This is a genomic window from Streptomyces sp. NPDC057474 (genome assembly GCF_042802555.1).
Classification (GTDB): Bacteria; Actinomycetota; Actinomycetes; order Streptomycetales; family Streptomycetaceae; genus Streptomyces.
Map to the genome: position 1 here is coordinate 1 of NZ_JBHVDX010000064.1, position 26,575 is coordinate 26,575.

Genomic DNA, 26,575 nt, shown 5'->3' on the forward strand with positions numbered 1-26,575 from the left:
GGTTACATTCCGAACCCGGAAGCTAAGCCTTACAGCGCCGATGGTACTGCAGGGGGGACCCTGTGGGAGAGTAGGACGCCGCCGAACAAATATTGCGAAAGGCCCACACCTTATGGTGTGGGCCTTTCTGCGTTTCCGGGTCGGAATTCAGGACGGCTCCACCAGTTTCGCGTCGTACGCCAGGATCACTGCCTGAATGCGGTCCCGTGACCCGGTCTTCGCGAGGACGCGGCCCACGTGGGTCTTGACCGTCGACTCCGCGAGATGGAGGCGGGCGGCTATCTCGGTGTTCGTCCAGCCTTTGCCGATGACGGTGAGGATTTCCCGTTCGCGGTCTGTGAGAGGCGAGAGGCGTGGGTCCGGGAGTGCGGGATCGGTGGGCTCTCCGGGGGCGGGGAGGCGCTGGGCGTAGGTGTCGAGGAGGCGGCGGGTCAGGCTGGGGGCCACGACCGCGTCTCCGGAGGCGACGGCTCGTATGCCGGAGAGGAGTTCCTCGGGGAGCGCGTCCTTGACCAGGAAGCCGGAGGCGCCGGCGCGAAGGCCTGCGTAGGCGTACTCGTCGAGGTCGAACGTGGTGAGGATGAGGACGCGGGTCCGGTCGCCCGCGGAGACGATGCGCCGGGTCGCCTCGATGCCGTCGAGGCCGGGCATGCGGACGTCCATCAGGACCACGTCGGGGTGGAGCTCGGCCGTCATACGGACCGCCTCGCTGCCGCCCGGGGCCTCGCCGACGAGCGTCATGTCGTCCTGGCTCTCCAGGAGCATGCGGAAGCCGAGGCGCTGGAGGGGCTGGTCGTCGGCGATGAGGACGGTGGTCACTGCGGGGTTTCCTCCGGGAGGTGAAGGTGGACTCGCCAGCCGCGTCGCGGGTGGGGGAGAGGGCCGGCCTCAAGTGTGCCGCCGTACAGGGCTGTTCGTTCGCGCATGCCGGGGAGGCCGCGGCCGCCGTTCGCCGAGGAAGGCGGGGTGGGGGTGGTGCGGGCGGTGTCGGTGATCGTGAGGGAGACGGCGCCGGTGTCCTCGTAGGAGATGAGGAGTTGTGACGTGGCGCCGGGGCCGGCGTGTTTGAGGGTGTTGGTGAGGGCTTCCTGAATGACGCGGTAGACGGTGAGCTGGCGGCCGGGGGGAAGGGCGGGGGTGCCGTGGATGGCGGTGTGGACGGGGAGGCCTGCGGAGCGTACGCCGGTGATGAGGTGGTCGAGGTCGGTGAGGGTGGGTTGGGGGGTGAGGTCGGCCGGTTGGGGTGGTGCCGTGGTGTCTTCGGGGTCGTCGCGCAGGACGTCCAGGAGACGGCGTAGTTCGCCGAGGGCCTGGCGGCTGGTGCTGGATATGGCGGTGAGGGCTTCGGTGGCCCGGGCGGGGTTCTTCGGTGCCGCGTAGCGGCCGCCGTCGGCGAGGCCGGTGATGACGGAGAGGTTGTGGCCGATGATGTCGTGCATCTCGCGGGCTATGCGGGCGCGTTCGGCGGCGGCGGCGAGGCGGAGCTGTTGGTCGCGTTCGACTTCGAGCTGGCGGGCGCGTTCGACGAGGGAGGCAAGGTGCTCCTTGCGGGTGCGGACGGCTATGCCGGCGAGCGCCGCGAGGGCCAGACTCATCGCGGCCGGGACGACGTTCTGGTCGAAGCCCTGGTCGGCGGGGTAGCGGAGGCCGCCGACCACGAAGGGGAGGACGGTCAGGGCGTACGACCAGAGCAGGGTGCGCTGGCGGGTGCGTAGCGCTACGTGGAAGAGGGCGACCAGGAGGAGCATCGAGGCCTGGAGGAAGGCGCCGGTCCAGGTGTTGACGACGGCGAACGGGAGCATCGTCAGGAGGATCGGGAAGGGGTGGGTGCGGCGGCCGATGAGCGGGACGCTGAGGCCTAGGGAGAGCGTGGTGATCAGCCAGCCGGGGAGTGTGGGGTTCTCTGCGACGTTCCGCCATCCGCCGCTTGTGTAGTCGATGAGGGCGGCCGTTACGAAGGAGGCGGTGACGAGCAGGTCCCACAGGAGGGGGCGGCGGCGGTCGAGGTCGCGGGCTCGGTGGGTGAGGCGTTGGAAGTGGTGGGTGAGGGGTTGGGGGCCGGTCGGTTGCCAGTCGGGCTGGGTGCCGTCGCTTGTCACGGGGGCATCCTCGTACCTTTGTGTGGGTGGGGGTATGGGAGGGGGCAGTGGGTGGGGTCCCCGTGGGGCTCCTTCGACGTCGACAGCTGCGGTCAGTTGTCCGTTCTCGATGGTCCGCCGGAACGGGCGGCGGGGCGTCCGGCCGGGGCGGGAAATCGAATGAAGGGTGTAGTACCCCGGTACTACCGTGGCCGGTATGGATCTGGTGGTGAGTGCTGGGAGTGCCGTGCCCGAGGGGTATGTGGTGCGGGCCGTTCGGGCTGATGAGTGGCGGGCCGTACGGGAGTTGCGGTTGTCCGCGTTGTTGGATCCGGTGGCGCATCTCGCGTTCTTGGAGACGTACGAGGATGCCGAGGCGCGGCCGGACGCGTTCTGGAAGGAGCGGACGGCGGGGGCCGCGGAGGGGGTTCGGGAGCGGCGGCAGTTCGTTGTGGAGAGCGGGGACGGTGGCTGGGTCGGGACGGTGACCGTGCTCGTGGAGGAGGCCGGGATGCGGGACTTCTTCGGGGGGATCGTCGAGCGGCGGCAGGGGCATCTGGTGGGGGTGTTCCTGCGCGACGGGCACCGGGGGAAGGGCGTGGGCGAGGCGATGTTCGCGGCCGCGCTGGAGTGGGCCCGGGAGGCCGGGGTCGAGCGGGTGCGGTTGTTCGTGAATGAGGGGAACGGGCGGGCCGCCGCGTTCTATCGGCGGGTCGGGTTCGTGGGCAGTGGGGTGACCGTCGAGGGCGACGAGGGGCGGGAGTTGGAGTACGTGCTGCAGTAGGCGTAGGCGTAGGCGTAGGCGTAGGCGTAGGCGTAGGCGTAGGCGTAGGCGCGGGTGCCGGGCGGGCTGGTGTTAGCGTTCGGCGGCATGGACGACAGCGTGTATGTGGGCAATGCGGGCAAGGACGCGGCGCTGGACAGTGGCTGGCTGCTCGGGCACTTCAAGGCCGATGGCGATCCTCGTCGGAGTGACGAGGTGGAGATCAAGTGGGGGGTCCACCCGCAGGGCGACACGCGCGCGCAGTGGGTCCGGGGTGAGGAACGTACCGCCCTGCAGGTACTGATCAGCGGTCGCTTCCGGGTCGACTTCCCCGGCCGTAGCGTCGTGTTGGAGCGCCAGGGCGACTATGTCGTCTGGGGGCGTGGGGTGGACCACTCCTGGGTCGCGGAGGAGGAGTCGGTGGTGCTGACCGTGCGGTGGCCGTCCGTTTCCGGGTACGCGGTGTCTCAGGAGGGCGGGCAGCCGAGCGGGTGACGGGCCCCGATCGGTCGTGACGGTTCCTGATCCGTCGTGACGGTCCTGATGCGTCGTGACGGTCCTGATGCGTCGTGACGGTTCCTGAATCGTGGTGGCGAACAGTCGTTACGACAGCGGGAGTTCGTGGTTCGGCCAGCGGGATCTGGCCTGCTCGCGGGAGCGGAGGAGGGCCAGGGTGGGGAGGCCCCGGTCGTGGCCGGAGGTCAGGAGGGCGGGGAGCTGGGGGAGCGGGGCCACGGCTGCCACGTCGTCCAGGACCAGGGTGAGTGGTGGGTCGAGGCGACCGGAGGATGACCGTTCGGCCATGCGCCGGCCGCGCTCGACCACGCTTGAGGCGAGGGCCGTCAGAAGTGGCATGGCGGAAGGATTCGCCTTGGGGTCCTCGATGGGGTCGCCGACCACATAGAGCGTTCCCCCCTCGTGCACGAAGGAATCCAGGGCCAGGGAGTCCGCTCGGTTCGGGGTGCAGGATTCCCGGACGTTGACCGTGGAGAGGGCGGAGAGGGCGCGGGCCGTCAACTGCTGTGCGATGTCCCGGCGTTCGGGGTGCGAAGTGAGGGCCGACTCCAGTTCGCCCGCCGCGCCGGGGGCCGCCTTCGGGTTCGTACGGAGGGTGCGTACCGCTTCCTGGACGTTGCTGCCCTGCGCCCAGCGGTGCAGGTGGCGGATGGTGCGGGAGTCTATGGCGGCGGCGTGCAGGTAGCTGCGCAAAAGTGTTTCCGCCGTGTCCGCCATCGCCTGGTCGATCTTGGCGGTGGGGCGGATGGGGGCGAGGAGGGCGGCCGCCCTGGCCACCGCCGTCGGCTTGTCCTCGCAGCCGGCGATGGGGGACCAGTGGAGGCGGGCCGGGGTGTCGCAGCGGTGCGCGGGGTCGTAGAGGAGGACCGGGCCCAGCTTCGCGCGGGCGTCCTTCGTGTCCGACCAGAGGGTGGGGTCTGAGGTGACCACCAGGGCGGGGCCCTCGGCGTCGCGTACGGCTTGGGCGGCGGCGGGGCGACGGGACTCGGCGGGGCCGAGGATCACCGAGGGGGTCGTGTTCGCCCAGCCGCCCGGGTGATTGCCGCCGGAGGCGAAGGGAACCGCCGAAAGCTCTGCTCCTGCGGACCGGGGGTGGGTGAGGGGAGCGGCGGGGTGTTCTGCGGGTCCGGCTCCAGCACCGGGCGCTGCTGTGGGGCCCGTGCCGATTCCGGTTGTGCTGTGCGGGCCGGCCCCGCCACCCGCACCGGTCCCGGTCACGGGCCCGCTCGCCGCCGCGAGGGGAACCGAGGCGAAGCCGTTGTGAGCGGCCGGGATGCTGCCCTGCTGGGGGACAGGAGTGGTGCCCTGTCGGGGGTCCGGGAACGGGCTGGTGGGCGTGGCGGGTGGGGAAGAGTACCCGGGTGTTCCGGCGGGCTGCGCAGCTGTGCTGCCGCCTTGGCCTCCGGTGCCCGGTGGGACGGGGCTGCCGGTGTGGGCCCCGTCGGTCGGTGGAACAGGAGTGGCCGGGCCTCCGGGGGCGGCGGTGGCGGGTGGAGCTCCGTGTCGGCCGTATCCGTCGGCATGCGCCGGAACATGGCCGGCCGAGTCGGTCGGTGTCCCGGCGGCCGGGCCCGGGTGGTGGGCGTAGCCTCCGGCGTGCGGTGTGACGTGGCCGGGTGACTCGGTCGGCGCACCCGCTGCGGCGCCGCCCTTCCCCTGGCCCCGTGCCGCGTTCTCCCGCGTCCGTACGGTCCTCCAGCGGGCCAGCGTGCCCATCACGAAGACGGTCAGGACGAGGAGGATCATGAGCTGGCTGATGAAGAGGCCCCAGAAGAGGCCGTAGCCGGAGAGTTGGCCGGCGGGGGTGTCCGGCCAGGCGGCGGCAAGGTCCTGGGGAGCGGAGACCAGGTTGCGTACGGCCAGGGGCGTACGGCTGAAGGTGATGGCGTCGGGCCAGGCGCCGTGGGCGAAGAGGCCGGCCAGGCCGGTGGCCGACCAGACCAGCAGGGTCAGGCCCACCAGGAAGCCGAGGAGGGCGATCAGCAGCCCGTCGGGGATGCCGCCTCCGCCCTGCCCGGGGTGCCGGTCGTCCGGTCTCATCGCACGCCGCCGTTCACGCCGTTTCCTCCGCCGCCGTTCACGCCGTTACCTCGCCCTGCCCTGCTTGTTCCGGCTCGTCCCTGGTCCCGCTCAGGCCACTGTCGACTCGGAGGAGCCGTATCCGTCGACCTCGCTCAGTCGGTGTTCGACGAACGCGGCCGCCCGTTCCTCCGCCTCCAGTTCGGCGGCGCGCAGGGCGTCGTCGCCTTCCAGCAGGTGGTCGGCGGACGATTCGGTCATCGCGCGGTCGGTGAAGACCAGGGGGCGTTCGGTCTCGGTGATCAGGTGTTTGACCACCTGCACGTTGCCGTTGACGTCCCAGACGGCGATGCCGGGGGTGAGGGTGGGGATGATCTCCACCGCCCAGCGCGGCAGGCCCAGTACGCGGCCCGTCGCCCTCGCCTCGTCCGCCTTCTGGGCGTAGATCGTCCGCGTCGACGCCATCTTGAGGATGGCCGAGGCCTCCTTCGCCGCCGCGCCGTCGACCACGTCGGACAGGTGGTGGACGACCGCGACGAAGGACAGACCGAGCCGTCGGCCGAACTTCAGCAGACGCTGGAAGAGCTGGGCGACGAAGGGGCTGTTGATGATGTGCCAGGCCTCCTCGACCAGGAAGATGCGCTTCTTCCGGTCGGGGCGGATCCAGGTGTGCTCCAGCCACACGCCGACGATCGCCATGAGGATGGGCATGGCGATGGAGTTCCGGTCGATGTGGGACAGGTCGAAGACGATCAGGGGGGCGTCGAGGTCGATGCCGACCGTCGTGGGGCCGTCGAACATGCCGCGCAGGTCACCGTCGACCAGGCGGTCCAGGACCAGCGCCACGTCCAGGCCCCACGCCCGTACGTCGTCTATGGCGACGTTCATCGCCTCCGCGGACTCCGGCTCGGGGTGGCGGAGCTGCTCGACGATGTCGGTGAGGACCGGCTGGCGTTCGACGATCGTCTCGTTGACATAGGCGTGGGCGACCTTGAGGGCGAAGCCGGAGCGCTCGTCCAGGCCGTGGCCCATCGCGACCTCGATGATCGTGCGGAGCAGGGCCAGCTGGCCGGTCGTGGTGATCGAGGGGTCGAGAGGGTTGAGGCGGATGCCCGTGTCCAGGGCGGCCGTCGGGTCCAGGCGGATGGGAGTTATTCCCAGCTCCTGCGCGATGAGGTTCCATTCGCCGACGCCGTCCTCGCCCTGGGCGTCGAGGACGACGACCTGGCGGTCGCGGAAGCGCAACTGCCGTAGGACGTAGGTCTTCTCCAGGGCCGACTTGCCGTTGCCGGACTCGCCGAGGACGAGCCAGTGCGGGGCGGGGAGCTGCTGGCCGTAGAGCTGGAAGGGGTCGTAGATGTAGCCCTTGCCGGAGTAGACCTCGCGGCCGATGATCACGCCGGAGTCACCGAGACCGGGGGCGGCGGTCGGGAGGTAGACCGCCTGGGCCTGGCCCGTGGAGGTGCGCACGGGGAGGCGGGTCGTCTCGACCTTGCCGAAGAGGAAGGACGTGAAGGCGTCCGTGAGGGCGGACATCGGGTCCCGCATCAGCGACGTACCTCCTGTCCCGACTTCGGTCCCGACTGCGGCCGTGCGCCTCGCGGGTGTCCCGACTTCTGTTCCGACTTCTGTTCCGACTGCGGCCGTGAGCCCTGCTGGTCCGGATGATCCCGCATCGCGGTGGCCCTACCTTCGGATTCCGGTGGCGAACGGGAGCGTGTTGACGAAGGCCCGGTGGTGTTCGCGGTCGCACCACTCCAGCTTCAGATACGACTTGCCGGCCGAGGCCCTTATCGTCCGCTTGTCGCGCGCCAGGGCCTCCGGGGAGCGGGAGGAGACGGTGATGTAGCCGACCAGGTTGACGCCGGCCGCGCCGCTCGCGAGGTCCTCGCCGCGCTGGTCGAGGCGGGAGTGGGAGGCCACGTCACGGGGATCGACGGTGCGGTTCATCTTGGCGGCGCGGGACGCCTCCGCCTCGTCGTTCGTCTTCTCCGTCAGCATGCGCTCGATGGCGACCTCGGTGGGTTCGAGGTCCATCGTGACGGCGACCGTGCGGATGACGTCCGGGGTGTGGACCAGGAGCGGCGCGAGGAAGTTGACGCCGACCGGGGTCATCGGCCACTCCTTCACCCAGGCCGTGGCGTGGCACCAGGGGGCGCGGGTGGAGGACTCGCGGGTCTTGGCCTGGAGGTAGTCCGGCTCCATCGCGTCCAGCTCGGCCGGCCAGGCGTTGCGCTTGGTCATGGCCTGGATGTGGTCGATGGGGTGGTCCGGGTCGTACATGGAGTGGATGAGGGAGGCGAGGCGGCCCTGGCCCAGCGGCTGCCGTACGCGGATGTCGGCCTCCTGGAGGCGCGAGCAGATGTCCGTCAGTTCACGGGCCATGACGACCGCGAGGCCCGCGTCCTTGTCGAGCTTGCGGCCCTGCTGCGGGCGGGCCGCGCGGGCCATGGCGTGGCCCTCGGCGGCGAGTTCGCGGGTGTAGTGCATACAGGCGACGAGGTACGCGCGGTGCTGCTCGCTGCTCGTGGAGACCATGGACTGCAGCTGGTCGTACGACTGCTGCAGCCAGCCCGGGGCGCGCTCGTCGCCGCGCTGGGAGACGTCCTTGGCGTGGGCGTCCGGGTCGGCCGGGAGCGTGCGGGCGAGCATCTGCAGGCGGGTGACGAAGCCGTCGCCGTTGGCCACGTGCTTGAGGAGGGTGCCGAAGCGGTCGACGAGGGCTTCCTGGTCCTCGGAGTCGCGCAGGCCGACGCCCGGGCCCTCGATCTCGATGGCCGCGGTGACGGTTCGGCGGTCGGCATGGAGGAGGACGGCGATCTCGTCGGGGCCGAAGGGCGCGGCCAGCCAGGTGATGCGGCCGATGCCCGGCGGGGGCCCGACCTCGACCTCACGGCCGTCGAGGCGCGTACCGGCCTCCATGTTGGCGGAGCGGTACGTCGTGCCGCTGCGCAGGCTGCGCTTGTAACTGCGGTTGATCTCGAACCACTTGTAGAACGTCCGCCGCTTGTACGGCACGTACACCGCGGCCAGCGCCAGCATCGGGAAGCCCGTCAGCAGGGCGATGCGCGGGACGAGCACCGGGACGAGGAGGCCGCACATCATGCCGAGGAACGCGCCCGCGATGATCAACGCGATCTCGCCGGACTCGCGGTTCCGGCCGATGATCGCGTTCGGCCGGGCGCGGCCGATCAGATATGTACGGCGGGGCGTGACCGGATGGGACAGGTGGGACTCGGTCGTCAACGCCCTTCACCTCCCGTGCGGTTGGAGCTGCTGTTGCGGGTGTTGTCGGCGTGGGGGGTGTTGACCGGGCTCGTACGGGGCGGGGGTGCGGCGGAGGGGACAGTTCCGCCGCCTCCGTTCGCGGTGCGCGAGCTGTGGGCGGCCACGCCGCCGGATGCGGGGTTGGCCGGGCGGGGGGTGCTGCTTCCGCCTCCGCCGCCGTTGTTGTCGGCCCGGGAGCTGTGGGTCTTGATGCCCTGGGCGACGAGGCTGGCCGGGGAGCTGATCACGGCGGCGGCCTTGCCTTCGGCGCCGCGCATGATGCGGTTGTTGCGGGAGTTGGCGATCTCGTCGCCGAAGCCCGGGACGAAGCGGTAGATCATCCCGGAGGCGAAGATGGCCAGGAGGATGATGGCGAGGCCGGAGACGATCGCGGCGAGGGAGTCGGGGCCCTCCTCCGTGGTCAGGGCGCCGGCCAGGCCGAGCACGATGACGATGACCGGCTTGACGAGGATGATCGCGATCATGATTCCCGCCCAGCGGCGGACATGGCCCCACAGGTCCTTGTCGACGAGGCCCGCGTAGACCACCACGCCGAGCAGGGCACCGACGTAGAGCAGGACGGCCCTCAGGAACAGCTCCATGTAGAGCACGCCCGCGGCCACGATGGAGATCAGCGACACCAGGATCAGCATGATCGGGCCGCCGCCGATGTCGTTGCCCTGCTTCAGGGCCTCGGAGAACGTGCCGAAGAACGTGTCCGTCTGGTTGCCGGTCGTCTGGGCGATGATGTCGCTGACGCCGTCGGTGGCCGAGACGACGGTGTAGAGGATCAGGGGGGTGAAGGCTGACGCCAGCACGGTCAGCCAGAGGAACCCGACGGCTTCCGAGATGGCCGTCGTGAACGGCACGCCGCGTACGGCTCGCTTGGTCACCGCGAGCAGCCAGAGCACGAGGGTGAGGATCGCCGAGGCCGCGAAGACGACGGCGTACTGCTTCAGGAACGTCATGTTCGTGAAGTCGACGTCCGCGGTCTCGTTGACGGCCTCGGAGAGCTTGTCGACGGTCCAGGAGGCGGCGTCGGCGCAGCCTTGGGCGAGGGAGGAGAGGGGGTCGAGGGTGGTGGTGAGGTCGTTGGGAGTGGTGCCCGAACCACCACCGCCGGCGCCACCTCCGTTGTCGCTCTCGCAGTACTCCCGGGCCGCGCCGGAGAGCAGTGAGCAGGAGTCGCCGCTGGGCGACGGCGAGGGTGACGGCGTAGGAGCTGCGACGGCACGCGTCGCCAGCAGGACGAGCGCGGTCTGTACAGCTGTGAAGGCTGCGGTGACCTCGAGTACGCGGCGTGGCCTACCGGGCATAGGTGAACCCTCCGTACTCCTCGACGGCCTTCGAGATCTCGTCGGACGCCGAGACCTTGTTGTCGCCGTTGACCGGCGCGGGGCCTTCCTTCTGCGCGAAGCTGTCGACCTTCCAGTCGTCGTTCTCCCAGCGCAGTTGGAGGGTCATGGTGAACCAGTCGCTGGTGACCGGGTTGGTCGTGCTCTCCGACGCCATGCCGAACACACCTGTGCACCAGACCTCGACGGTCGCGGTGCTGTCCGAGTAGCTCGTGGTGGTGGTGCCGACCGGCATGGTGCGTGAGACGTACGTGCTGCCGGCTGATGCGTTGCCGTCCTCGTCCAGTCCGACCTTGGTCAGGAAGTCTTTGCTGTACACCTTGTTCAGACTGTCTTCCAGATCGGCCGACTTGTCGGCGGCGAAGACCTGCTGGACGATCTCACTTCGCCGGACGGGCTTGAGGATGTCGGCGGAGACCAGCACCACGGAGTAGTTGGCCGCCGCCGATTCGGCGCCCTGCTGGTCGTGGGCGAAGCCGGAGGGGATGCCACCGGTCTTCGTGGTGACCGGCCGCTCCCCCGAAGCCGCCGTAGGCGCGGTCTCCGTCTTGGCGTCGCCGGAACCTCCGTCGGTGTCGGAGTCGCCGCCTCCCCGGTTCGCGAAGGCGATCGCGGCGATGAGGAGGACGACCACGCCGACGATGGTGACGAGGCTTCTGGAGGAGGAGCGGGGGCGGCGGGGGGTGCCGCCGTAGGGGTCGCCGCCGCCTTCGGGGAAGCGGGTTCGGGTCTGGCCGGTGCCGGCGTAGCCCCCGTACGCCCCGTTGTCACCGGAGTGCGAGGAGTCGCCGTGCCCGTGCTCGTCGCCGAGACTCATGCCGCAGTCGCCCCTTCAACTTCGACGTCGTACCGAAAGGCGTAGCAGTACGACGGTAGCCGCGCTGGTTCCCGCGCGGGCGCGGTGTGGAGACTCGACATCAGGGAAACGCAACCTCAGCCGGTGGGCACGACGGACGGGTGGGGTGAAAGGGGGAACCGGGCGAAGTCGGCGGCCCGGCCGGGGCGAGGGCCGGCCGCCGCGCTACACGGCCATGCCGTACACGATGGTGAAGAGCGTGCCCAGTGAACCGATGATGAAGACGCCGGTGAGGCCGGCAACGATGAGGCCCTTGCCCTGTTCGGCGCTGAAGGTGTCGCGGAGGGCGGTCGCGCCGATGCGCTGCTTGGCCGCACCCCAGATCGCGATGCCGAGGCAGAGGAGGATGGCGACCGCCATCACGACCTCGATCATCACGCGTGCCTCGTTGCCCAGGCTGCCGAAAGGCCCCCAGTCTGGGGCGATTCCGCCGATGATGGTGGTGATGTCGCCCTTGTCGGCCGCAACGAACATGTAAGTCACCGCCCCTAGTGGGTAGTTCTGTTGTCTTCGCTGGCTGTGCAGCACGGGAGCCTCGGCGTCCGCACCGCACTCCTCCGCGCGGGTGCGCAGAGGTCGGGCCCATTCTCGCCGACAATGACGCTGTCGTATGTCGACTTGGCGTCATTGATTGGCGGTTTTCGTACGGATCCCTTGCCACCGACCCGCGAGGGACCCTAACGGGGGGCGCGGAACGGTAAACGAGGGGTCGTATCGTCACTCTGTGTATCACGGCAGGTCACGCCGGGCAACGAGGGTGAACCGAAACCTGTGGTGTGGTTCCGTCGTTATTCCCCTTTCGTGACCTCAGGAGGCTGGTCCGGCCCCGCTTCTGACGGGGTGTCGGCCCTGTTCTGTCGATCCGGTGTTCTCCGGGGTTCGAGTGTGCCTGATGGGGACGTAAGGGTCGTGTGTGGGGGCCGGATGTTCCCGAGGGCCGAGCTTTGGCCAGAAGTGCATGGGGTCGCGATCGCAATTTTGGTACAAATGATCGACTGGGTGTCCGTGTTTGTCCATGCGTCAGGTGTGGGCGCCGGGTGTCGAGTTGAGGGAACGAATCTGCGAGGGCGTCCACGGGGGTAGGCGTGAGCGAGGAGAAGCCCGTTGTCTCGGCCGAGATACCGGAGTTCACGGGGAATCTGGAGCAGCTGGAGACGGACGCCGGCGACATCCAGTTCGACGGGATGGCGATCGGTGCCGCGGGCCTGCTGATCGACGCCAACTTCAACCTGCTGGAACCCTTCTACAAGGCCCCCGAGGCCGACCAGCTCTTCGCGACCACCGCGCCGGTCGCGGCGGCCGGCTACGACCTGCAGACCGAACTGGGCACGGTCTCCAAGGCGCTGCTCGACTACGCGGCCGAGGTCCGGCCCCTGGTCGACAGGCTCAACTCGCTCCGCGAGGAGGCGGCAGCCTTCGAGCGGCGCGTCGCGGACGACGACGAGTGGGTCGCGGACGGCGACCTCATCGACGAGAACACGGCCCGCCGCAACGCGGTGAACGCAGCCTGGTCCGCCTTCCAGGCCGCCGAACTGGCCTGCCACAACAAGATCGTCGCGCTGGTCGGCGGCGAGCCGCTCGTCGTCAACGACGGCTCGAACAAAGAGAACATGTACGGCTACCGCGCCGAGGACCTCAACAACGTCGGCGGTCTGCCGTGGGGTGACGTCGTCGAGGAGTCCAACCCCTGGTACTACTTCCACGAGCACGCCTGGGACTTCACCGTCGGCTTCTTCGTCGACGGTGTGTGGGGGACCATCCGGGGGCTCGGCACGCTGGTGGGCGTGGACGGCTGGGACGCGGCCGGGCAGGCGTGGACGGGGCTGGGGAAGCTCCTGACAGGCATCGTCATCACGGCCGTACCGGTCGTCGGTGCCGCGTACTGGCTGGCCCCCGACGACAAGCTGCCCTCCTGGCTGCGTGACTCCCGTACGGCCGTCGTGGAGACCGGCAAGGCGCTCATCGCGTACGACGAGTGGGGCAAGAACCCGTCCCGTGCGGCGGGGGCGGTCACCTTCAACGTCCTGACGACCGTCTTCACGGGTGGCGCGGGCGGAGCGGTCGCCGGGACCGCCAAAGCCGGGGCGATCGCGAAGGCCATCTCCTTCGCGGGCAAGGCGGGGCGGATCGTCGATCCGATGACGTACATCGCGAAGGGTGTCGGCTCGACGGGGGTGAAGATCAGTGACGTGATGGCGAGCCTGCGCGGCATCACCGACGGCACGCACATCCGGCTGGGTGAGGGCACATACCAGATCGCCGACTCCCCGAATCTCGCCGACGACCTCCCGGCCGGGCTGACCCCCGAGAACACCGTCCGTATGGAGACTCCCAAGGGCGAGGTCGTCTACCTCGACACCAAGACGCTGGTCATGCACAACGCCGACGGGACGGTACGGGAGTCCCTCGACAGCATCCGCCACGAGGCGACCGCGGAGCAGCGGGCGGGGGAGGCCGCGGCTCGGCAGGAGCAGACGCCGGGGGCTCGGGGCGAGGGTGAGTTGGTGGGGGCCGGGGCCGGGACGCGGGTGGGTGACTCCGTGGCTGTGGGCGGTCGTGGGGGTGATACGGCGGCCGTGGGCGGGCGCGGGGGCGACAACGTGGGCGGCGCCGGGGGCCGTACCGGCGAAAACGCGCCAGTGGGGCGCGATGGGGGGTCCGGCGGGAGCGGGGGGCTGGACGATCTCGGGCGTACCGGGGATGACGCGGGGCGGGCAGGCGACGAGGAGGCCGGGGACGCGGGCCGTTCCGGCGACGAGGCCGCTGGGGCCGGGGACGCGGTGGACAACGGCGCCGGGGCCGCGGACGAGGGGCAGCAGGCGCGCGAACGTACCCCCGAAGAGCAGAAGAAGATCATCGAGGAGCAGATCAGGAGGGCGAACGATAGCGATCAGACCTGGTTCGAGAACTTCTACCGCTCTGACGGCCACCGTAAGAGCATCAAGACGCTCGACGAGAACGGGGACGAGCTGCCGATCCTGGCCAAGGACTCGGACGGCAGCTGGATCGCCAAGGACTCCCTGCCGCCGAAGCCGGGCGCGAAGAGCACGCTCGACCCCGGGACATTCGATCGCGGGTCGGTCCGGACCGACCAGATCGGTCACCTCGACGACGCCGCGATGGACCGGAAGGTGTCCAAGGACCTCACCAACGCCGAGCGGGCGTACAGGGGTGATCCCTCTCCCGAGAACCTGACGAAGCTCAACAGCGCGCAGAACGCGTTCGACGCGCAGCTCCCGGGGCGGCCCAACAACAGTTCGATCGCCGAGGCGCTGGGTGAGCAGGCGGCCATGCGGCATGTCATTCCGCAGCGGTTCCCGGACGCCCAGTGGATCGACCTGCCGAAGACGTCGAACGGCGCGAACATGTTCGACCAGCTGTACCGGCTGGATGACGGCACGCTTGTCATCGCGGAGGCGAAGGCACCCCAGGCGAATCCGATGTGGCGCAAGGGCACCGGCGATGCAGAGGGCTGGATGGTGCAGCAGGGTACGCGGCCCTATATCGAGACGATCCTCTTTCAGATGGAGAAGAACTACAAGCTCGGGGCGACAGACAGCGCGGGCAACCCAGTGTTGGACGCCAAGGGGAAGCCCGTGACCAACGGCGACCTCGCGGACCTGATATCCGAGGCACTCGAGAGCGGCAAGCTGAAGTACGTCATGGTGAAGGCGGCGGAGAATCCAGGCACCTACGCTGGTGCGAAGCTGGAGCACTTCAAGATTGACTAAGAGGAGAGAACCAGTGGTCACGCGCATTCTTCGGCATGACGACCCTCCGAGCCTCGCCGCCCACGTCGATACGGCAGCGGGTCTCGAAGCGTTGACGGGGTCCGTGGCGCGGGTGCTGGAGCGCCTCGAACAGTCGGACATGGCCCGGCGGCGAGCACTGGACACGACGCTGACCTTTGCCATGGCCCGATGCGAGGTGGACCCGGACGCCGAGGAGTTCGAGACCTGGGAGGCCTGGGTCACTGCGATGCAACTGGGCCACGCGCGGTTCGCCTTGGCCACCGTGCCCGAGGGGCGAACCCTGACCTGCCGGATCAAGGAGAAGGAGTGGAAGCTTCCGGCGACCGGGCCCCAGCCCAACGTGAACGCCGACAGCTGGGTCAAAGCCTTCTACCTCGCGCTGATCTGCCGTGAAAACGACCGGCTGAGCGAGCTGGCGCGGGTGCCCGTCTCACTGCTGCGTGAATCGGGTGCGACGTTCGACGAGTACATCTACCCGTGGGTGGAGACCTTGCAGCACTTCTGGCTCGGCCAGGACGGCGTCGGCGACCATCTGGTCGCCGCCGTGGACGGCACCGGTCCGGACTCGGCGCGGTGGGCGGACCAGGACTACATGTCCTCGATCCTGTATCCGCCGATCATCCTGTTCTACCGCTACCTGCGTGAGGACCACGAGAAGTTCAACGAGGCGCTGGTCGACGCGCTCCGCTGGCACAAGGAGTACTGGACCGCCGATGACGACCGGGCCATCAACAGTGACGGCCTCGTCGCCTTCGGTCCGCTGGCCATCGCCTGCCTCGCTCACGACAAGGGCTTCCCCATCGAGGTCGAGTCGGAGTACCTGCCGAAGGCTCTGCTGACGTTCGCGTGGCGGGGCGAGATCGATACCTGAGCCGACTTTCAAGTTGCGCATGCCGCGGGACAGCCGCACCAACTGACTGAGCGCCAGCGATGGCGCGTGGAGCGAGCATTCACGCATACGATGCCTGGCGTGATAACCCGCATCGCGCGCCGGTCAGCGCCGGCCGCGGCTTCGTTGGCCCTCGCGCTCACCCTCGCCGGCTGCGGTTCCGGCGACGGGGCGGGTGGCACACCCGACACGCCTGCGCCCAGTGTCTCCGCCACCGGTTCCCCCCAGCCCTCGCCGTCCCCGACCTCGAGCACGAACGAGGACGGCACGGCGAAGCCCGGGACCGAGGCGAAGCTCGGAGAACCGACCCTGCTCAGCTATGAAGGGGGGACGAAGGCGGGCATCCTCGAGGTCACGATCACCGGCATCGAGAAGGGCAGCAAGGCGGATGTGGCTTCGCTGGGGCTGAGCGGCGACGCCAAGAAAATGACGCCGTACTACGTGCGCGCGACCATCAAGAACGCGAGCGAGAAGGACCTCTCCCACGCCGCTGTCGACCCGCCGGGCGGGCTGCTCGACGACGGGACCGCCGCCCGGCAACTTCTGGTCATCGGGACCTTCGCCACGTGTGACTCCTACCCGAAGACCAAGAGCTTCCCGCCCGGAGCCTCGTACGAGACGTGTGCACCGGTCCTCGCCGACCCCGGCACCGAGGTCACCGGCGCGGTGTGGACGGGGCAGGGTTACCCCGATTTCCCGGCCTCCTCGGGAGTGATATGGCTGCCGTGAGGCGGCGGACGCCTGTCGATGAGTAACCCGTCTGAAGCAGCTGAGTAGTTGTGCGCTGCCGCGCAGTCCGAGGCGTGCGATGAGCCGGCGTCGTCAGCAGAAACAGGAAACGGGATACGGGGAACATGCGAAGGACGCTTGCCGGTGCGGTCGTGCTCGTGGCGGCCGGGGTGCTGCTTACAGGGTGTGGTGGCGATGCTGGGAACTCGAAGGAGAGCACGAGTGGAGGGAAGGCGACGGCCGAGGCTTCCGAGAGTGTCTCGACGTCGGGTGGATCGGGCGGCGGGGCGACCCACGAGGTGACGCTGGAGGTTTCCGGTGAGGGCACCACACAGGTTATCTACCACGCTGAGAGCGTCGGGTCCGGGCAGCAGACTCTGCCGTGGACGAAGACGGAGACCGTCGAGCTCACGGAGGCCGAGCGGACGGTGGGGTACCGCCTGGTCACCGTCGTCCCCGGCTCGATCACCAAACCTGACGGGACGCTTCAGCAGGCGCCGTGCGTGATCAAGGTCGACGGCAAGAAGGTCACTGACAACAACGGTGGGAAGAGCTCCGGGGGATGCACTTTCAGGATCTACTAGTCGCGACGCATCGACGGTGATGAGCAGTATCCCGGCTTCCCTGCCGCCCGCACACGGTCACCTCACTTCTCGAACCCCTCGACGCCCTCCACGAAGTGGTCGAACTCGCCCGCCTGTACGCCCAGTACGAACGCGTCCCACTTGCGGCGGTTCGTCGTCACGACGTTGTCCGGATCGCTGGTCTCGCGGATGTAGACGGGGGCCTCGGGGTCGTCCTCGCCGTTGCCCTCGCCGAAAGCCAGCTCGATCCAGGGGCCGGGGCCGGTGGCGTCGTCGGGGGCGGCGCGGATCCAGTCGAGGTCCGGGGGGATGTCAGACACGGGCGGGTTCCTTGTCGAGTTTGAGTACGTGGAGAAGGGCTCGGAAGGAGGAGGGGGTGGTGGCGAGGGTGGCTTGGGTGGGGTCGGCGGATTCGGTGAGGTGGATTGTGGCGGGGTCGGTGGCTATGTGTATGCAGGAGTCGCCCGCCCCGCAGTAGGACGACTTCTGCCAGGACATGTGCTGGGGCATGTCGTTCCTTTCAGAGGCCGTGGATCAGGTTGTGGATGAAGTCGCGGGACTTCTCGGGCTTGAGGGCCAGGCCGTCCAAGCGGTCGAGCAGGACCCGGTACATGTACAGCTGTGCTTCGGCGTCGAGGAAGGTCGGCCCGTGCGACTGGTCGAGATGGACGGTGTCGAGCGGAGGTACCGGCCCCCCGGAGTAGAAGATCGACTGTCCGGAGCCGGGGAACGAGCCGGCATCGAACGTGAGTACCTTCAAGGTGATGTGCTCACGTTCGCTCATGGCCAACAGGTGCTGAAGCTGTTTCCTGGCCACGGTCGGTCCGCCGAACTGCATGCGCAGAGCTGCTTCGTGGATGATCGCCGCGTACGGGGTCGGGCGGTCCCCGAAGAGCACGTCCTGGCGCTTGATGCGGAACGACGCGCGGTGCTCGATGTCGGGTGGGGACAACTCGGGTACGACCTGGCGGAACAGTTCGCGGGCGTGGTCGATGATCTGTAGCAGGCCGGGGATGTGCACAGTCACGGCTGCACGTAGGCGTACGGCGTGGTGCTCCAACTCCGCGAGATCGAGCAGGGCGGCGGGCAGACGGTCGCGGTATTCCTCCCACCAGCCGCGGGTGCGGTCGGAGGTCATGTCCGTGAGCGCCTCGATCAGGTCTCTGTCCGGGCATTTGTAGTGGCAGCCGAGCGTACGCACGCGCTCGGGGCTCACCCCGGCGCGCCCGGCCTCCACGTTGCTGATCTGGTTCTGTTGAACGCCGAGCAGGCGGCTGGCCTGTGTGGACGACAGCCCGGCGCGCTCCCGGAGCTTGCGCAGCTCGGTGCCCAGCCGGAGTTGACGTCCCGTCGGGTTACTTCTCACGGGCTTGCCCGCTCCTTTCGCACGCAGGTCACTCACACGGGTGGTAGATCAGTGCTTTTCTAGATTCCGTGTAAGACCTTTTATGGGCATCGCTATCGTAGGTCATGCACCAACTCCCCTCTGTAATCGGAGACTTCCATGGCCACCGTATCCCCGTCCTGGAGCTACACCCTTCGTCTCCCCCGAGACCCCCGTTCCCCCGGCGTAGGGCGCGCCACTCTCCGGGCCGTGCTCGCCGCGCATGACCTCTCCGAACTCACCCCTACCGCCGAGCTGTTGGCCACCGAGCTGCTCACCAACGCTCATCGGCACACCGCGCAGGAGTACGCCCTGCGAGTGCTGGAGATCGGTGGGAGGTTGCGGGTGGGAGTGTGGGATCGGGACTGGCTGGTGCCGGTGGGGTTCAACGAGGACGTACCCGCCGAACCCGAAGCCGAGCGTGGGCGTGGGCTCCACCTCGTACGTGCCTGCTCCCAGGGTCGGGGTGTGTCCGTGTTGCGCGACCTCGGTGTCTCACAGGGTGGGAAGCTGCTCTGGGTCGACTGCGGGGCCGTCGAGTGATCATTCCGCCGGGGCGGGGTCCGCTCTACACTTACCGTCGGCGGACTGGCGCGCGGTGAGGGGCGGTTGACGGTGCGTAAGGCGTGGATCGTGGTGATCGCTGCCGGCAGCGCCGGGCTCAGCTTCGTGATGCTGCTGGTCGTGGGTGTCTACCTGGTCGCCGGAAATCTTGCCAACGGGATCGGCGGGAAGTCGGTCGGGTTGGCCAAGGGGGCCGTGCCCGCCGCCTATCAGACGCTCGTGCAGAAATGGGGCAATCTGTGCGACGCCATCAATCCGGCGTTGCTCGCCGCACAGCTGTATCAGGAGAGCGGGTTCAATCCGAAGGCGCAGAGCCATGCCGCCGCGCAGGGGATCGCGCAATTCATTCCGGGGACCTGGGCCACGCATGGGCTCGACGGGGATGGTGACGGGGATCGTGATGTGTGGGATCCGAATGACGCGATTCCGTCGGCCGCCTCGTACGACTGCTCGCTCGCTTCGTACGTGAAGGACGTACCCGGTGATCCGACGGCGAACATGCTCGCTTCCTACAACGCGGGGGCGTACGCCGTCATCAAGTACGGGGGCGTCCCGCCGTACAAGGAGACCCAGAACTACGTCAAGACGATCACGACGCTGTCGGAGAGTTTCGCCGCGCCCACGACCCGGGTCGATCCGAGCGAGCAGGCGGCCGGGGCCATCGCGTACGCGCAGAAGAAGCTCGGGACGCTGTATCTGTGGGGTGGCAACGGCACCGCTGACCAGGGTGGACGCTTCGACTGCTCGGGGCTGACGAAGGCGGCGTACGCGAGCGTGGGGATCACGCTGCCGCGGGTCGCGAACGATCAGTACAACGCCGGGCCGCATCCTTCGCGGGACGAGCTGCTGCCCGGGGATCTGGTGTTCTTCTCCGACGACCTCACCAATTCCCGGGCCATCCGGCACGTCGGGATCTATGTGGGGGGCGGATACATGATCGACGCGCCGCGGACGAATGCCGTCATCCGGTTCGACCCGATTGACACCCCCGACTACTTCGGCGCCACCCGGGTCACCGAAGATGGCGCGAAAGCGTTGCCCACGACGGTCTGACAGCGCCGTAATTATCCGTGAAACCCTGCCCTGAGCTGCGGAGACGTGTCTCTCTTCGATAACGTCTGAGTGATCATTCGGTGGAGGGTGGAACGCATTGAAGGGGAGTGTGCGTTCCTATTTGACGTAGCGCGTTGACGCTCACGCGGAAGCACTACGTACACCACGGGGGTGGCACAGCGCGGCGCACGTACGGGTGCGGTCGCGGGAACGATGACGAAAGGGCCGCAGCACGATGGCTGGACTCGCCGCGCATGCCGCACTTGCCGCTGAATCCGGATCGAATCCCGACGTCGAGCTGCTGTACGACATCAACGGTCTCGCCAAGGACGCGCCGGCCTGGCTCGACCGGGTGATGGAGTTCGTGGGTGAGTACGGGCTCCTCTTCGCGATGGTGCTGCTGATCCTGGGGTGCTGGTGGGAGGTGCGGAAGCGGGGCGGGGAGGACGCCGCCTCGTCCGTGGCCGCGCTCGTGTGGGCGCCGCTTGCCGCCGGGATCGCCGTGCTGGTCAACGTGCCGATACGCGGGTTCGTGGAGCGGCCTCGGCCCTTTCTCGATCACGAGGGGCTGGAGGTGCTGGTCTCCGGCAAGACCGACTACTCGTTCGTGAGCGATCACGCGACGCTGATCATGGCGATGGCGGTGGGGTTGTTCGTCGCCAATCGGAAGTTCGGGATGGTCGGGCTCGTTATCGGGCTGCTTGGTGGGTTCATCCGGGTTTACATGGGTGTGCACTATCCGACTGACGTGATCGGTGGGTTCGCGTTGGGGACCGCTGTCGCGTTGCTGCTTTCGCCGCTCGCGATGGCTTTGCTCACGCCGTTGATGAAGGCGGTAGAGCGGTCGCCTCGGGTGGGGTGGGTTGTGCGGGCTCGGGGGCGGGACGGGGGGCGTGCGGTGATTCCGGGGGCGCGGGTCGAGGCGGCTTCGGCGGAGGAGCGGGATCTGGCGGCCTGAGGGTTCGCCCGGGATCTTTTCGCCCCCGCCGCCCCTACCCGTCCCATCCTCAGGGGCTTGTGCCCCTTTGACCCCCTTGGGCGCCTAATGGGCGCCTGATGGCTCGGGGGTCGGTTGTTTGGAGGGTGCTGGTGGTTCGTGGCTTGTCGCGCGGTTCCCCGCGCCCCTAAAAGCCAAAAGCCAAAGCCAAGGCCGAGCGGGTACCCCGGCCTCCTACAGGGCCTGCGGGAACGTGAAGAACCTGTTCGGGTCGTACTTCTTCTTCAAGGTTGTGAGGCGAGGGGCCGCGTCGCCGTAGTACGCCTTCTTCCAGTTGGTGAGGGTGGGGTCGGTGTAGTTCTGGTAGGCGGCGCCGGAGGCGTGGCGGGTCATGGACTTGTGGGCCGTGTTGAGCCAGGACTGGGCCGTCGTGCCGGAGGTGCCGCGCTTCCAGGAGGCGAGGTACTGCGCCAGCATCCGGGAGCGGCGGTGGACGAAGGCCGTGGCCGTGGGGGAGACGCGGTTGACCTGGCCGCCCAGGGCTGTGAGCTGGACGGAGCCGGCCCCGCCCTTCATGCCCGTGATCTGGGTCAGCAGGGTCTGGATACCCGCCGACGAGATCGAACGGTCGAAGAAGTCCGAGCGGGCCGCGTACGTCTCGCGGCCCAGCGCGCCCTTGGGGGAGCGGCCCGGGGTCGAGCCGGGCAGATGGCACTGGGCGTCGGTCGAGAAGGAGGAGCAGCCGGCGTAGCCCTCCATGGCGGCCTCGTACGAGCGGCGCCTGAGGGAGACGCTGCGGGCCGGGGTGCCGACGCGGTCGGCCAGGCGGTCGAGGGCGTTCTCGAGTTCGCCGTACGTGCCGAGGGAGAAGGCGGCGACCGAGACGGACGGGCTGCCCCCGTTCCCCAGGTGGCAGGAGGACCAGATCTCGTCGGGCTGTGCCGGGCCCCACTCCTGCCAGGCCTTCAGTACGGCGGCGGCCTTGGACCACGGCCAGGTGAGGTACGCGGTGACGCCCTGGGGGGCCGCGTGGGTCTTGAAGCGGAGTTCGGTGACCACGCCGAAGTTGCCGTTGCCGGCGCCTCGTAGGGCCCAGAAGAGGTCCTTGTTGGTGGTGGCGTTCGCGGTGAGCAGCTTTCCGTCCGCCGTGATCAGCGTGGCCTGGGTGAGGCTGTCGCAGGTCAGGCCGTAGGCGCGGGAGGTCACGCCGTGGCCGCCACCGAGGGTCAGGCCGGAGACGCCCACGGTCGGGCAGGAGCCGGCGGGGATGGTCACGCCCTTCGCGGCCAGGGCGCGGTAGACGTCTATGAGCTTCGCGCCGGCGCCGACCACCGCCTCGTTCGCGGAGGCGCGGATCTTGTTCAGCTTCGAGACGTCTATGACCAGGCGGCCGTTGCCGGAGGACCAGCCCGCGTAGGAGTGGCCGCCGTTGCGGATCGAGACCTTGATCTCGTGAGCCCTGGCGTACGCGAGGGTCGTGCGGATGTCGTCGGGGTGGGCGACGTAGGCGACCGCGGTGGGCTTGAGGGTGTCGAAGCGGGTGTTGTAGAGCTGGCGGGCTGTCGACCAGGCCTTGTCGCCGGGGAGGACGAGGGGGCCGTCGAGGTCTCGGGCGAGGGCGGACCAGTTGGCGGCGGTGGCCTTGGACGCGGTGCCTGCGCCGGTGGCTGCGGCCGTGCGGAGGGAGGTGACCGTGGCGCCGGTGGTGCCGTCGGTGGGGTTCGGGTCGCTGCCGCCTGTACAGGCGGCAGCCGTCAGGGTGGTCAGTGCGGCTGCGCCGCCGATGAACATACGTCGTTCCATGTGCGCCTCCCGGTGCGCCGCGTGGGGTTGGTCGTGGAACGAGACGGGGTTGACGGGGGCGGGGTTCCCGGATTTTCGCCCCCGCCGCTCCTGCCCGTCCCCCTCCCCCTCCCCAAGGGCTGTGCCTCTTCGACCCGATTCTGGGGGCTGCCGCCCCCAGGCCCCCCGCCGGGGGGTGTGGGGGCGGTTGGTGTGGTTCGTCCGTGCGGGCGCGTCGGGTTTTTCGCGCAGCTCCCCGCGCCCCTTTCGGGGGGCGGGGTGGGTGGGTGTGCGTAGGGCCGGGGTCAGCTGGGGATTTGTTGTTCCTGTAGTTGGTCGACTACTTGAAGTCACTGATCGGGGGGAGGAGTGATGTGGAACGCTTGAGTCCGATGGTGTGGGTGAGGTGACGGGTGCGGGATCGTGTATCGGAATCTGCGCGTGCCCTCACCGTGAGCATTCCGTGACCTCACCGCACTGTCGGCAGGGGTTCACTCGCCGTTCACTTCCGTCCATTGGCGGCTTCACCTGATCTGCCTAATTTCGGCCTTACCCGGTGCGGGGTGCGGACCGAAATGCGGCGCGCAACCCGTGACGACAGCAGTCTGAGGGACTGAAGGCATCAGCTGGACAGGTCCCGAAGCTGATACGACGACTTCGCACGCCGCCATGTGGACGGCGGCTCCTGGAAGGAACTCCCGAAAGTGAAGCTTCAGCGCAAGAACCGGCTGCGCGCCCTTTCTCTCGGTGCTGTCGCCCTCACCGGCGTCCTGACCCTCACGGCATGCGGGTCCGACGACACCAGTGAAGGCGCGAGCGGCACCGGCGACAGCTCGGCGCCCGCCGGCAACATCGACTGCGGCGACGCCAAGGGCCAGCTGCTGGCCGACGGCTCCTCCGCGCAGAAGAACGCGATCGACGCCTGGGTGAAGCAGTACCAGAGCACCTGCAAGGACGTCGTGATCAACTACAAGGGCAGCGGCTCGGGCGCGGGCATCACCGCGTTCACCCAGGGCCAGGTCGCCTTCGCGGGCTCCGACTCGGCGCTGAAGCCCGAAGAGGTCACGGCCTCCAAGGAGATCTGCTCCGGCGGTCAGGGCATCGACCTGCCGATGGTCGGCGGTCCGATCGCCGTTGGTTACAACGTCCCGGGTGTCGAGAACCTGGTCCTGGACGCCAAGACCCTCGCCCTGATCTTCGACAGCAAGATCACCAACTGGAACGACGAGGCCATCGCGGCGCTGAACCCCGACGCCACGCTGCCCGACCTCAAGATCCAGGCCTTCCACCGCTCGGACGAGTCCGGCACCACGGACAACTTCACCAAGTACCTGATCGCCGCGGCCCCCGACAACTGGAAGTACGAGGGCGGCAAGGCCTGGGAGGCCAAGGGCGGCCAGTCCGCGCAGGGCTCCTCCGGTGTCGCGCAGGGCGTGAAGGAGACCAAGGGCGCGATCTCCTACATGGAGCTCTCCTACGCCAAGGACGGCATCAGCACGGTCGACGTCAAGACCGGTGCCGCCGAGCCGGTCAAGGCGACCGTCGAGAACGCCACCAAGGCCATCTCCGAGGCCGAGATCGTGGGCACCGGCAAGGACCTCGCGCTGAAGCTGAACTACAAGCCCACCGCCGAGGGCGCCTACCCGATCACCCTCGTCACCTACGAGATCGTCTGTGACAAGGGCAACAAGGCGGACACCCTGCCCGCCACCAAGTCCTTCCTGACCTACGTCGCGTCCGAGGACGGCCAGGCGCTGCTCTCCGAGGCCGGGTACGCCCCGATGCCCGAGGAGATCATCACCAAGGTCCGTACGACCATCTCGGAACTGAGCTGACCTGAGTGCGGTCCAGTCCCCACCGGGACTGGGCCGCACCGTCCGGTGCACCGCCGCCAGGAGTCTCCCGCCACCGCGGGCGGCTCCGCCCCGAGCCGCCGCCCGCCCGACGGCGGCTCCGCAGACCGGAGAACCTGATGGACATATCGACCAAAGACACTCCCGCTCCCCCCACCCCACCGACTTCCGAGACCGCCGAGGACAAGCGCGCCGCCCGAGGCGTCACACGCATCGGCGACCGGGTCTTCCTCGGCCTCTCCCGCGGATCCGGCATCTTCCTGCTGGTGCTCATGGCGGCCATCGCCGTGTTCCTCAGCTACCGTGCCGCGCTCGCCATCAGCAAGGACGAGGCCAACTTCTTCACCACCTTCGAGTGGAACCCCACCGCGGTCCCGCCGGTCTTCGGCATCGCGGTCCTGGCCTTCGGCACCATCGTCTCGTCGATCATCGCGATGGCCATCGCGGTCCCGGTCGCGGTCGGTATCGCCCTCTTCATCACGCACTACGCCCCGCGCAAGCTGGGCGGCCCGATCGCATACGTGATCGACCTGCTCGCCGCGGTGCCGTCCATCGTGTACGGCCTCTGGGGCATCCTGGTCCTCGTACCGCAGCTCGACGGGTTCTACGGCTGGCTGAACGACTACCTCGGCTGGACCGGCATCCTGTCGTGGGAGGGCGGCGCCCCCCGCTCGATGCTCACCGTCGGCATCCTGCTCGCGATCATGATCCTGCCGATCATCACCAACGTGAGCCGTGAGGTCTTCCGCCAGGTCCCGCAGATGCACGAGGAGGCCGCCCTGGCCCTCGGCGCCACCCGGTGGGAAGTCATCCGCATGGCGGTGCTGCCCTTCGGGCGCTCCGGTGTCATCTCCGCCTCGATGCTCGGCCTCGGCCGCGCGCTCGGCGAGACCATGGCCGTGGCGATGGTCCTGTCGTCCAGCTTCGAGATCAACCTCAGTCTGCTCGACCCGGGCGGCGGCACCTTCGCCCAGAACATCGCCAGCAAGTTCAGTGAGGCCACCGAGATGGGCCGGGACGCCCTCATCGCCTCCGGTCTGGTCCTGTTCGTCATCACCCTGCTGGTCAACGGCGCGGCCCGGCTGATCATCGCCCGCCGCAAGGAGTTCTCGGGGGCCAACGCATGAGCAACGCAACTCTCTCCCCGAAGGGCCCGAGCACGCTCCGCGCCGCGTCCCTGCCCAAGTGGTTCGCCTGGGCGGTCGCCGCCGGGTCGATCGCCCTGGGCCTCGGCATCAGCGCCGTGGCCGGCCTCGAAAGCTCCATCCAGTGGGCCCTGATCGCCGGCATCCTCTTCGTCCTCGGCTCGTACGGCATCGCCGCCCGCGTCGAGGGCAAGCGGCAGGCCAAGGACCGGGTGGCGACCAGCCTCGTCTGGGTCGCGTTCCTGCTCGCGGTGCTCCCGCTGGTCTCCCTCATCTGGGAGACCATCAGCCGCGGTGTGAAGGTCCTCGACGGCTACTTCCTCAGCCACTCGATGGGCGTGGTCTCCACCACCGAGCCCGGCGGCGGTATCTACCACGCCATCCTCGGCACCCTGGAGCAGGTCGGCATCGCCGCCGTCATCTCCGTGCCGATCGGTGTGCTGACCGCGATCTACCTGGTCGAGTACGGCCGCGGCAAGCTCGCCAAGGCCGTCACCTTCTTCGTCGACGTCATGACGGGTATCCCGTCGATCGTCGCGGGTCTGTTCGTCCTCAGTACCTGGATCCTGATCCTGGGGATGGGCCCCTCCGGTTTCGCCGGCGCGATGGCGCTGACCATCCTGATGCTGCCGGTCGTCGTCCGTTCCACCGAGGAGATGCTCAAGCTCGTCCCGAACGAGCTGCGCGAGGCCTCGCTGGCCCTGGGCGTGCCGAAGTGGCGCACCATCCTCAAAATCGTGCTGCCGACCGCCATCGGTGGTATCACGACAGGTGTGATGCTCGCGGTCGCCCGTATCGCCGGTGAGACCGCTCCGGTCCTGCTGCTGGTCTGGGGTTCGTCCTACATCAACGCGAACCCCTTCGCCGACCCGCAGGCCTCGCTGCCGATGTACATCTATCTGCAGTTCCAGCAGAGCGGCGGCTCCGGAGCGGCGTACGACCGTGCCTGGGCGGCGTCACTGACGCTGATCGCCTTCATCATGATCCTGAACCTGGCGGCCCGCGGCATCGCCCGCTGGAAGGCGCCGAAGACCGGTCGCTGACGCGGC

General features: G+C 68.7%; 24 protein-coding genes and 1 rRNA gene. 13 read left to right on the forward strand and 12 right to left on the reverse strand.

All coding sequences use genetic code 11. The features are described from left to right. Positions 1–87, forward strand: a 5S ribosomal RNA gene (gene rrf / locus ACFU53_RS19700); the annotation flags it as partial. 60 nt (positions 88–147) lie between these two features. Here the strand turns inward: rrf and ACFU53_RS19705 are convergent. Both ACFU53_RS19705 and ACFU53_RS19710 read right to left on the reverse strand, forming a co-directional pair. Next, positions 148–819, reverse strand: coding sequence for a response regulator (locus tag ACFU53_RS19705; RefSeq protein ID WP_383993663.1), 672 nt, complete (start codon positions 817–819; stop codon positions 148–150). After that, the gene (locus tag ACFU53_RS19710) at positions 816–2,099 is read right to left on the reverse strand and encodes a sensor histidine kinase (protein ID WP_383993666.1); all 1,284 of its coding nucleotides are present in this window, start codon (positions 2,097–2,099) and stop codon (positions 816–818) included. The genes ACFU53_RS19705 and ACFU53_RS19710 overlap by 4 nt, the downstream gene beginning before the upstream one ends. Before the next feature lie 196 nt (positions 2,100–2,295). Between ACFU53_RS19710 and ACFU53_RS19715 the strand changes: the two genes are divergently transcribed. Both ACFU53_RS19715 and ACFU53_RS19720 read left to right on the forward strand, forming a co-directional pair. Beyond that, positions 2,296–2,862 (forward strand): GNAT family N-acetyltransferase, encoded by a 567-nt coding sequence (locus tag ACFU53_RS19715; protein WP_383993669.1) that lies wholly within the window; start codon positions 2,296–2,298, stop codon positions 2,860–2,862. Positions 2,863–2,949: 87 nt separating this feature from the next. Continuing rightward, positions 2,950–3,336, forward strand: coding sequence for a signal peptidase I (locus tag ACFU53_RS19720; RefSeq protein ID WP_383993672.1), 387 nt, complete (start codon positions 2,950–2,952; stop codon positions 3,334–3,336). Positions 3,337–3,444: 108 nt separating this feature from the next. On the opposite strand, the gene ACFU53_RS19725 is transcribed toward ACFU53_RS19720, so the two are convergent. The 6 genes from ACFU53_RS19725 to ACFU53_RS19750 form a co-directional block, all read right to left on the reverse strand. Next, entirely contained in the window at positions 3,445–5,397 is a 1,953-nt protein-coding gene (locus ACFU53_RS19725) for a type VI secretion protein (protein ID WP_383993675.1), read from the reverse strand. Between the two features lie 90 nt (positions 5,398–5,487). Further along, positions 5,488–6,924 carry an ATP-binding protein gene (locus tag ACFU53_RS19730; RefSeq protein WP_383993678.1) on the reverse strand — a complete coding sequence of 479 codons (1,437 nt, stop codon included), beginning with the start codon at positions 6,922–6,924 and terminating at the stop codon, positions 5,488–5,490. Between the two features lie 138 nt (positions 6,925–7,062). Further along, positions 7,063–8,622, reverse strand: a complete 1,560-nt coding sequence (locus tag ACFU53_RS19735; RefSeq protein ID WP_383993680.1) for an SCO6880 family protein — start codon at positions 8,620–8,622, stop codon at positions 7,063–7,065. After that, positions 8,619–9,959 carry a hypothetical protein gene (locus tag ACFU53_RS19740; protein ID WP_383993683.1) on the reverse strand — a complete coding sequence of 447 codons (1,341 nt, stop codon included), beginning with the start codon at positions 9,957–9,959 and terminating at the stop codon, positions 8,619–8,621. Before ACFU53_RS19740 ends, ACFU53_RS19735 begins: the two co-directional genes overlap by 4 nt. After that, positions 9,949–10,815, reverse strand: coding sequence for a hypothetical protein (locus ACFU53_RS19745; RefSeq protein WP_383993686.1), 867 nt, complete (start codon positions 10,813–10,815; stop codon positions 9,949–9,951). The genes ACFU53_RS19740 and ACFU53_RS19745 overlap by 11 nt, the downstream gene beginning before the upstream one ends. 204 nt (positions 10,816–11,019) lie before the next feature. Next, positions 11,020–11,328 (reverse strand): hypothetical protein, encoded by a 309-nt coding sequence (locus ACFU53_RS19750; protein ID WP_257551092.1) that lies wholly within the window; start codon positions 11,326–11,328, stop codon positions 11,020–11,022. A 611-nt stretch (positions 11,329–11,939) separates the two neighbouring features. On the opposite strand from ACFU53_RS19750, the gene ACFU53_RS19755 reads away from it, so the two are divergent. The 4 genes from ACFU53_RS19755 (at position 11,940) to ACFU53_RS19770 (ending at position 16,808) form a co-directional block, all read left to right on the forward strand. Beyond that, positions 11,940–14,585 (forward strand): hypothetical protein, encoded by a 2,646-nt coding sequence (locus ACFU53_RS19755; protein ID WP_383993689.1) that lies wholly within the window; start codon positions 11,940–11,942, stop codon positions 14,583–14,585. Positions 14,586–14,598: 13 nt separating this feature from the next. Beyond that, positions 14,599–15,477: an immunity 49 family protein gene (locus ACFU53_RS19760; protein ID WP_383993692.1), complete on the forward strand. Its 879-nt coding sequence runs from the start codon at positions 14,599–14,601 to the stop codon at positions 15,475–15,477. Between the two features lie 99 nt (positions 15,478–15,576). Continuing rightward, positions 15,577–16,224 (forward strand): hypothetical protein, encoded by a 648-nt coding sequence (locus ACFU53_RS19765; RefSeq protein WP_383993695.1) that lies wholly within the window; start codon positions 15,577–15,579, stop codon positions 16,222–16,224. 152 nt (positions 16,225–16,376) lie between these two features. Then, positions 16,377–16,808, forward strand: coding sequence for a hypothetical protein (locus ACFU53_RS19770; protein ID WP_383993698.1), 432 nt, complete (start codon positions 16,377–16,379; stop codon positions 16,806–16,808). 62 nt (positions 16,809–16,870) lie between these two features. Here the strand turns inward: ACFU53_RS19770 and ACFU53_RS19775 are convergent, their stop codons facing one another. The 3 genes from ACFU53_RS19775 to ACFU53_RS19785 are packed head-to-tail and all read right to left on the reverse strand — an operon-like array spanning position 16,871 to position 18,174. Continuing rightward, on the reverse strand, positions 16,871–17,128 hold the full coding sequence (locus tag ACFU53_RS19775; RefSeq protein WP_383993700.1) for a DUF397 domain-containing protein: 258 nt from the start codon (positions 17,126–17,128) through the stop codon (positions 16,871–16,873). Then, complete coding sequence (locus tag ACFU53_RS19780) at positions 17,121–17,318, reverse strand: DUF397 domain-containing protein (protein WP_383993703.1); 198 nt, start codon at positions 17,316–17,318, stop codon at positions 17,121–17,123. Before ACFU53_RS19780 ends, ACFU53_RS19775 begins: the two co-directional genes overlap by 8 nt. A 10-nt stretch (positions 17,319–17,328) precedes the next feature. After that, the gene (locus tag ACFU53_RS19785) at positions 17,329–18,174 is read right to left on the reverse strand and encodes a helix-turn-helix domain-containing protein (RefSeq protein ID WP_383993706.1); all 846 of its coding nucleotides are present in this window, start codon (positions 18,172–18,174) and stop codon (positions 17,329–17,331) included. A 228-nt stretch (positions 18,175–18,402) separates the two neighbouring features. Here ACFU53_RS19785 and ACFU53_RS19790 point away from each other — a divergent pair, with 228 nt between their 5' ends. The 3 genes from ACFU53_RS19790 to ACFU53_RS19800 all read left to right on the forward strand — a co-directional run bounded on the left by ACFU53_RS19790 (position 18,403) and on the right by ACFU53_RS19800 (position 20,767). Beyond that, complete coding sequence (locus tag ACFU53_RS19790; RefSeq protein ID WP_383993708.1) at positions 18,403–18,735, forward strand: ATP-binding protein; 333 nt, start codon at positions 18,403–18,405, stop codon at positions 18,733–18,735. A gap of 66 nt (positions 18,736–18,801) precedes the next feature. Beyond that, on the forward strand, positions 18,802–19,809 hold the full coding sequence (locus ACFU53_RS19795; protein ID WP_383993711.1) for an NlpC/P60 family protein: 1,008 nt from the start codon (positions 18,802–18,804) through the stop codon (positions 19,807–19,809). Between the two features lie 235 nt (positions 19,810–20,044). Then, positions 20,045–20,767: a phosphatase PAP2 family protein gene (locus ACFU53_RS19800; protein WP_383993714.1), complete on the forward strand. Its 723-nt coding sequence runs from the start codon at positions 20,045–20,047 to the stop codon at positions 20,765–20,767. Between the two features lie 213 nt (positions 20,768–20,980). Here ACFU53_RS19800 and ACFU53_RS19805 read toward each other — a convergent pair whose 3' ends face one another. Beyond that, positions 20,981–22,549, reverse strand: a complete 1,569-nt coding sequence (locus tag ACFU53_RS19805; RefSeq protein WP_383993717.1) for an FAD-binding oxidoreductase — start codon at positions 22,547–22,549, stop codon at positions 20,981–20,983. Between the two features lie 683 nt (positions 22,550–23,232). On the opposite strand from ACFU53_RS19805, the gene pstS reads away from it, so the two are divergent. The 3 genes from pstS (at position 23,233) to pstA (ending at position 26,569) form a co-directional block, all read left to right on the forward strand. Next, positions 23,233–24,363 carry a phosphate ABC transporter substrate-binding protein PstS gene (pstS, locus tag ACFU53_RS19810; protein ID WP_383993720.1) on the forward strand — a complete coding sequence of 377 codons (1,131 nt, stop codon included), beginning with the start codon at positions 23,233–23,235 and terminating at the stop codon, positions 24,361–24,363. A gap of 137 nt (positions 24,364–24,500) precedes the next feature. Continuing rightward, positions 24,501–25,508 carry a phosphate ABC transporter permease subunit PstC gene (gene pstC / locus ACFU53_RS19815; protein ID WP_383993723.1) on the forward strand — a complete coding sequence of 336 codons (1,008 nt, stop codon included), beginning with the start codon at positions 24,501–24,503 and terminating at the stop codon, positions 25,506–25,508. Further along, positions 25,505–26,569 carry a phosphate ABC transporter permease PstA gene (pstA, locus tag ACFU53_RS19820; protein ID WP_383993726.1) on the forward strand — a complete coding sequence of 355 codons (1,065 nt, stop codon included), beginning with the start codon at positions 25,505–25,507 and terminating at the stop codon, positions 26,567–26,569. The genes pstC and pstA overlap by 4 nt, the downstream gene beginning before the upstream one ends. The last annotated feature ends 6 nt before the right edge of the window (positions 26,570–26,575 follow it).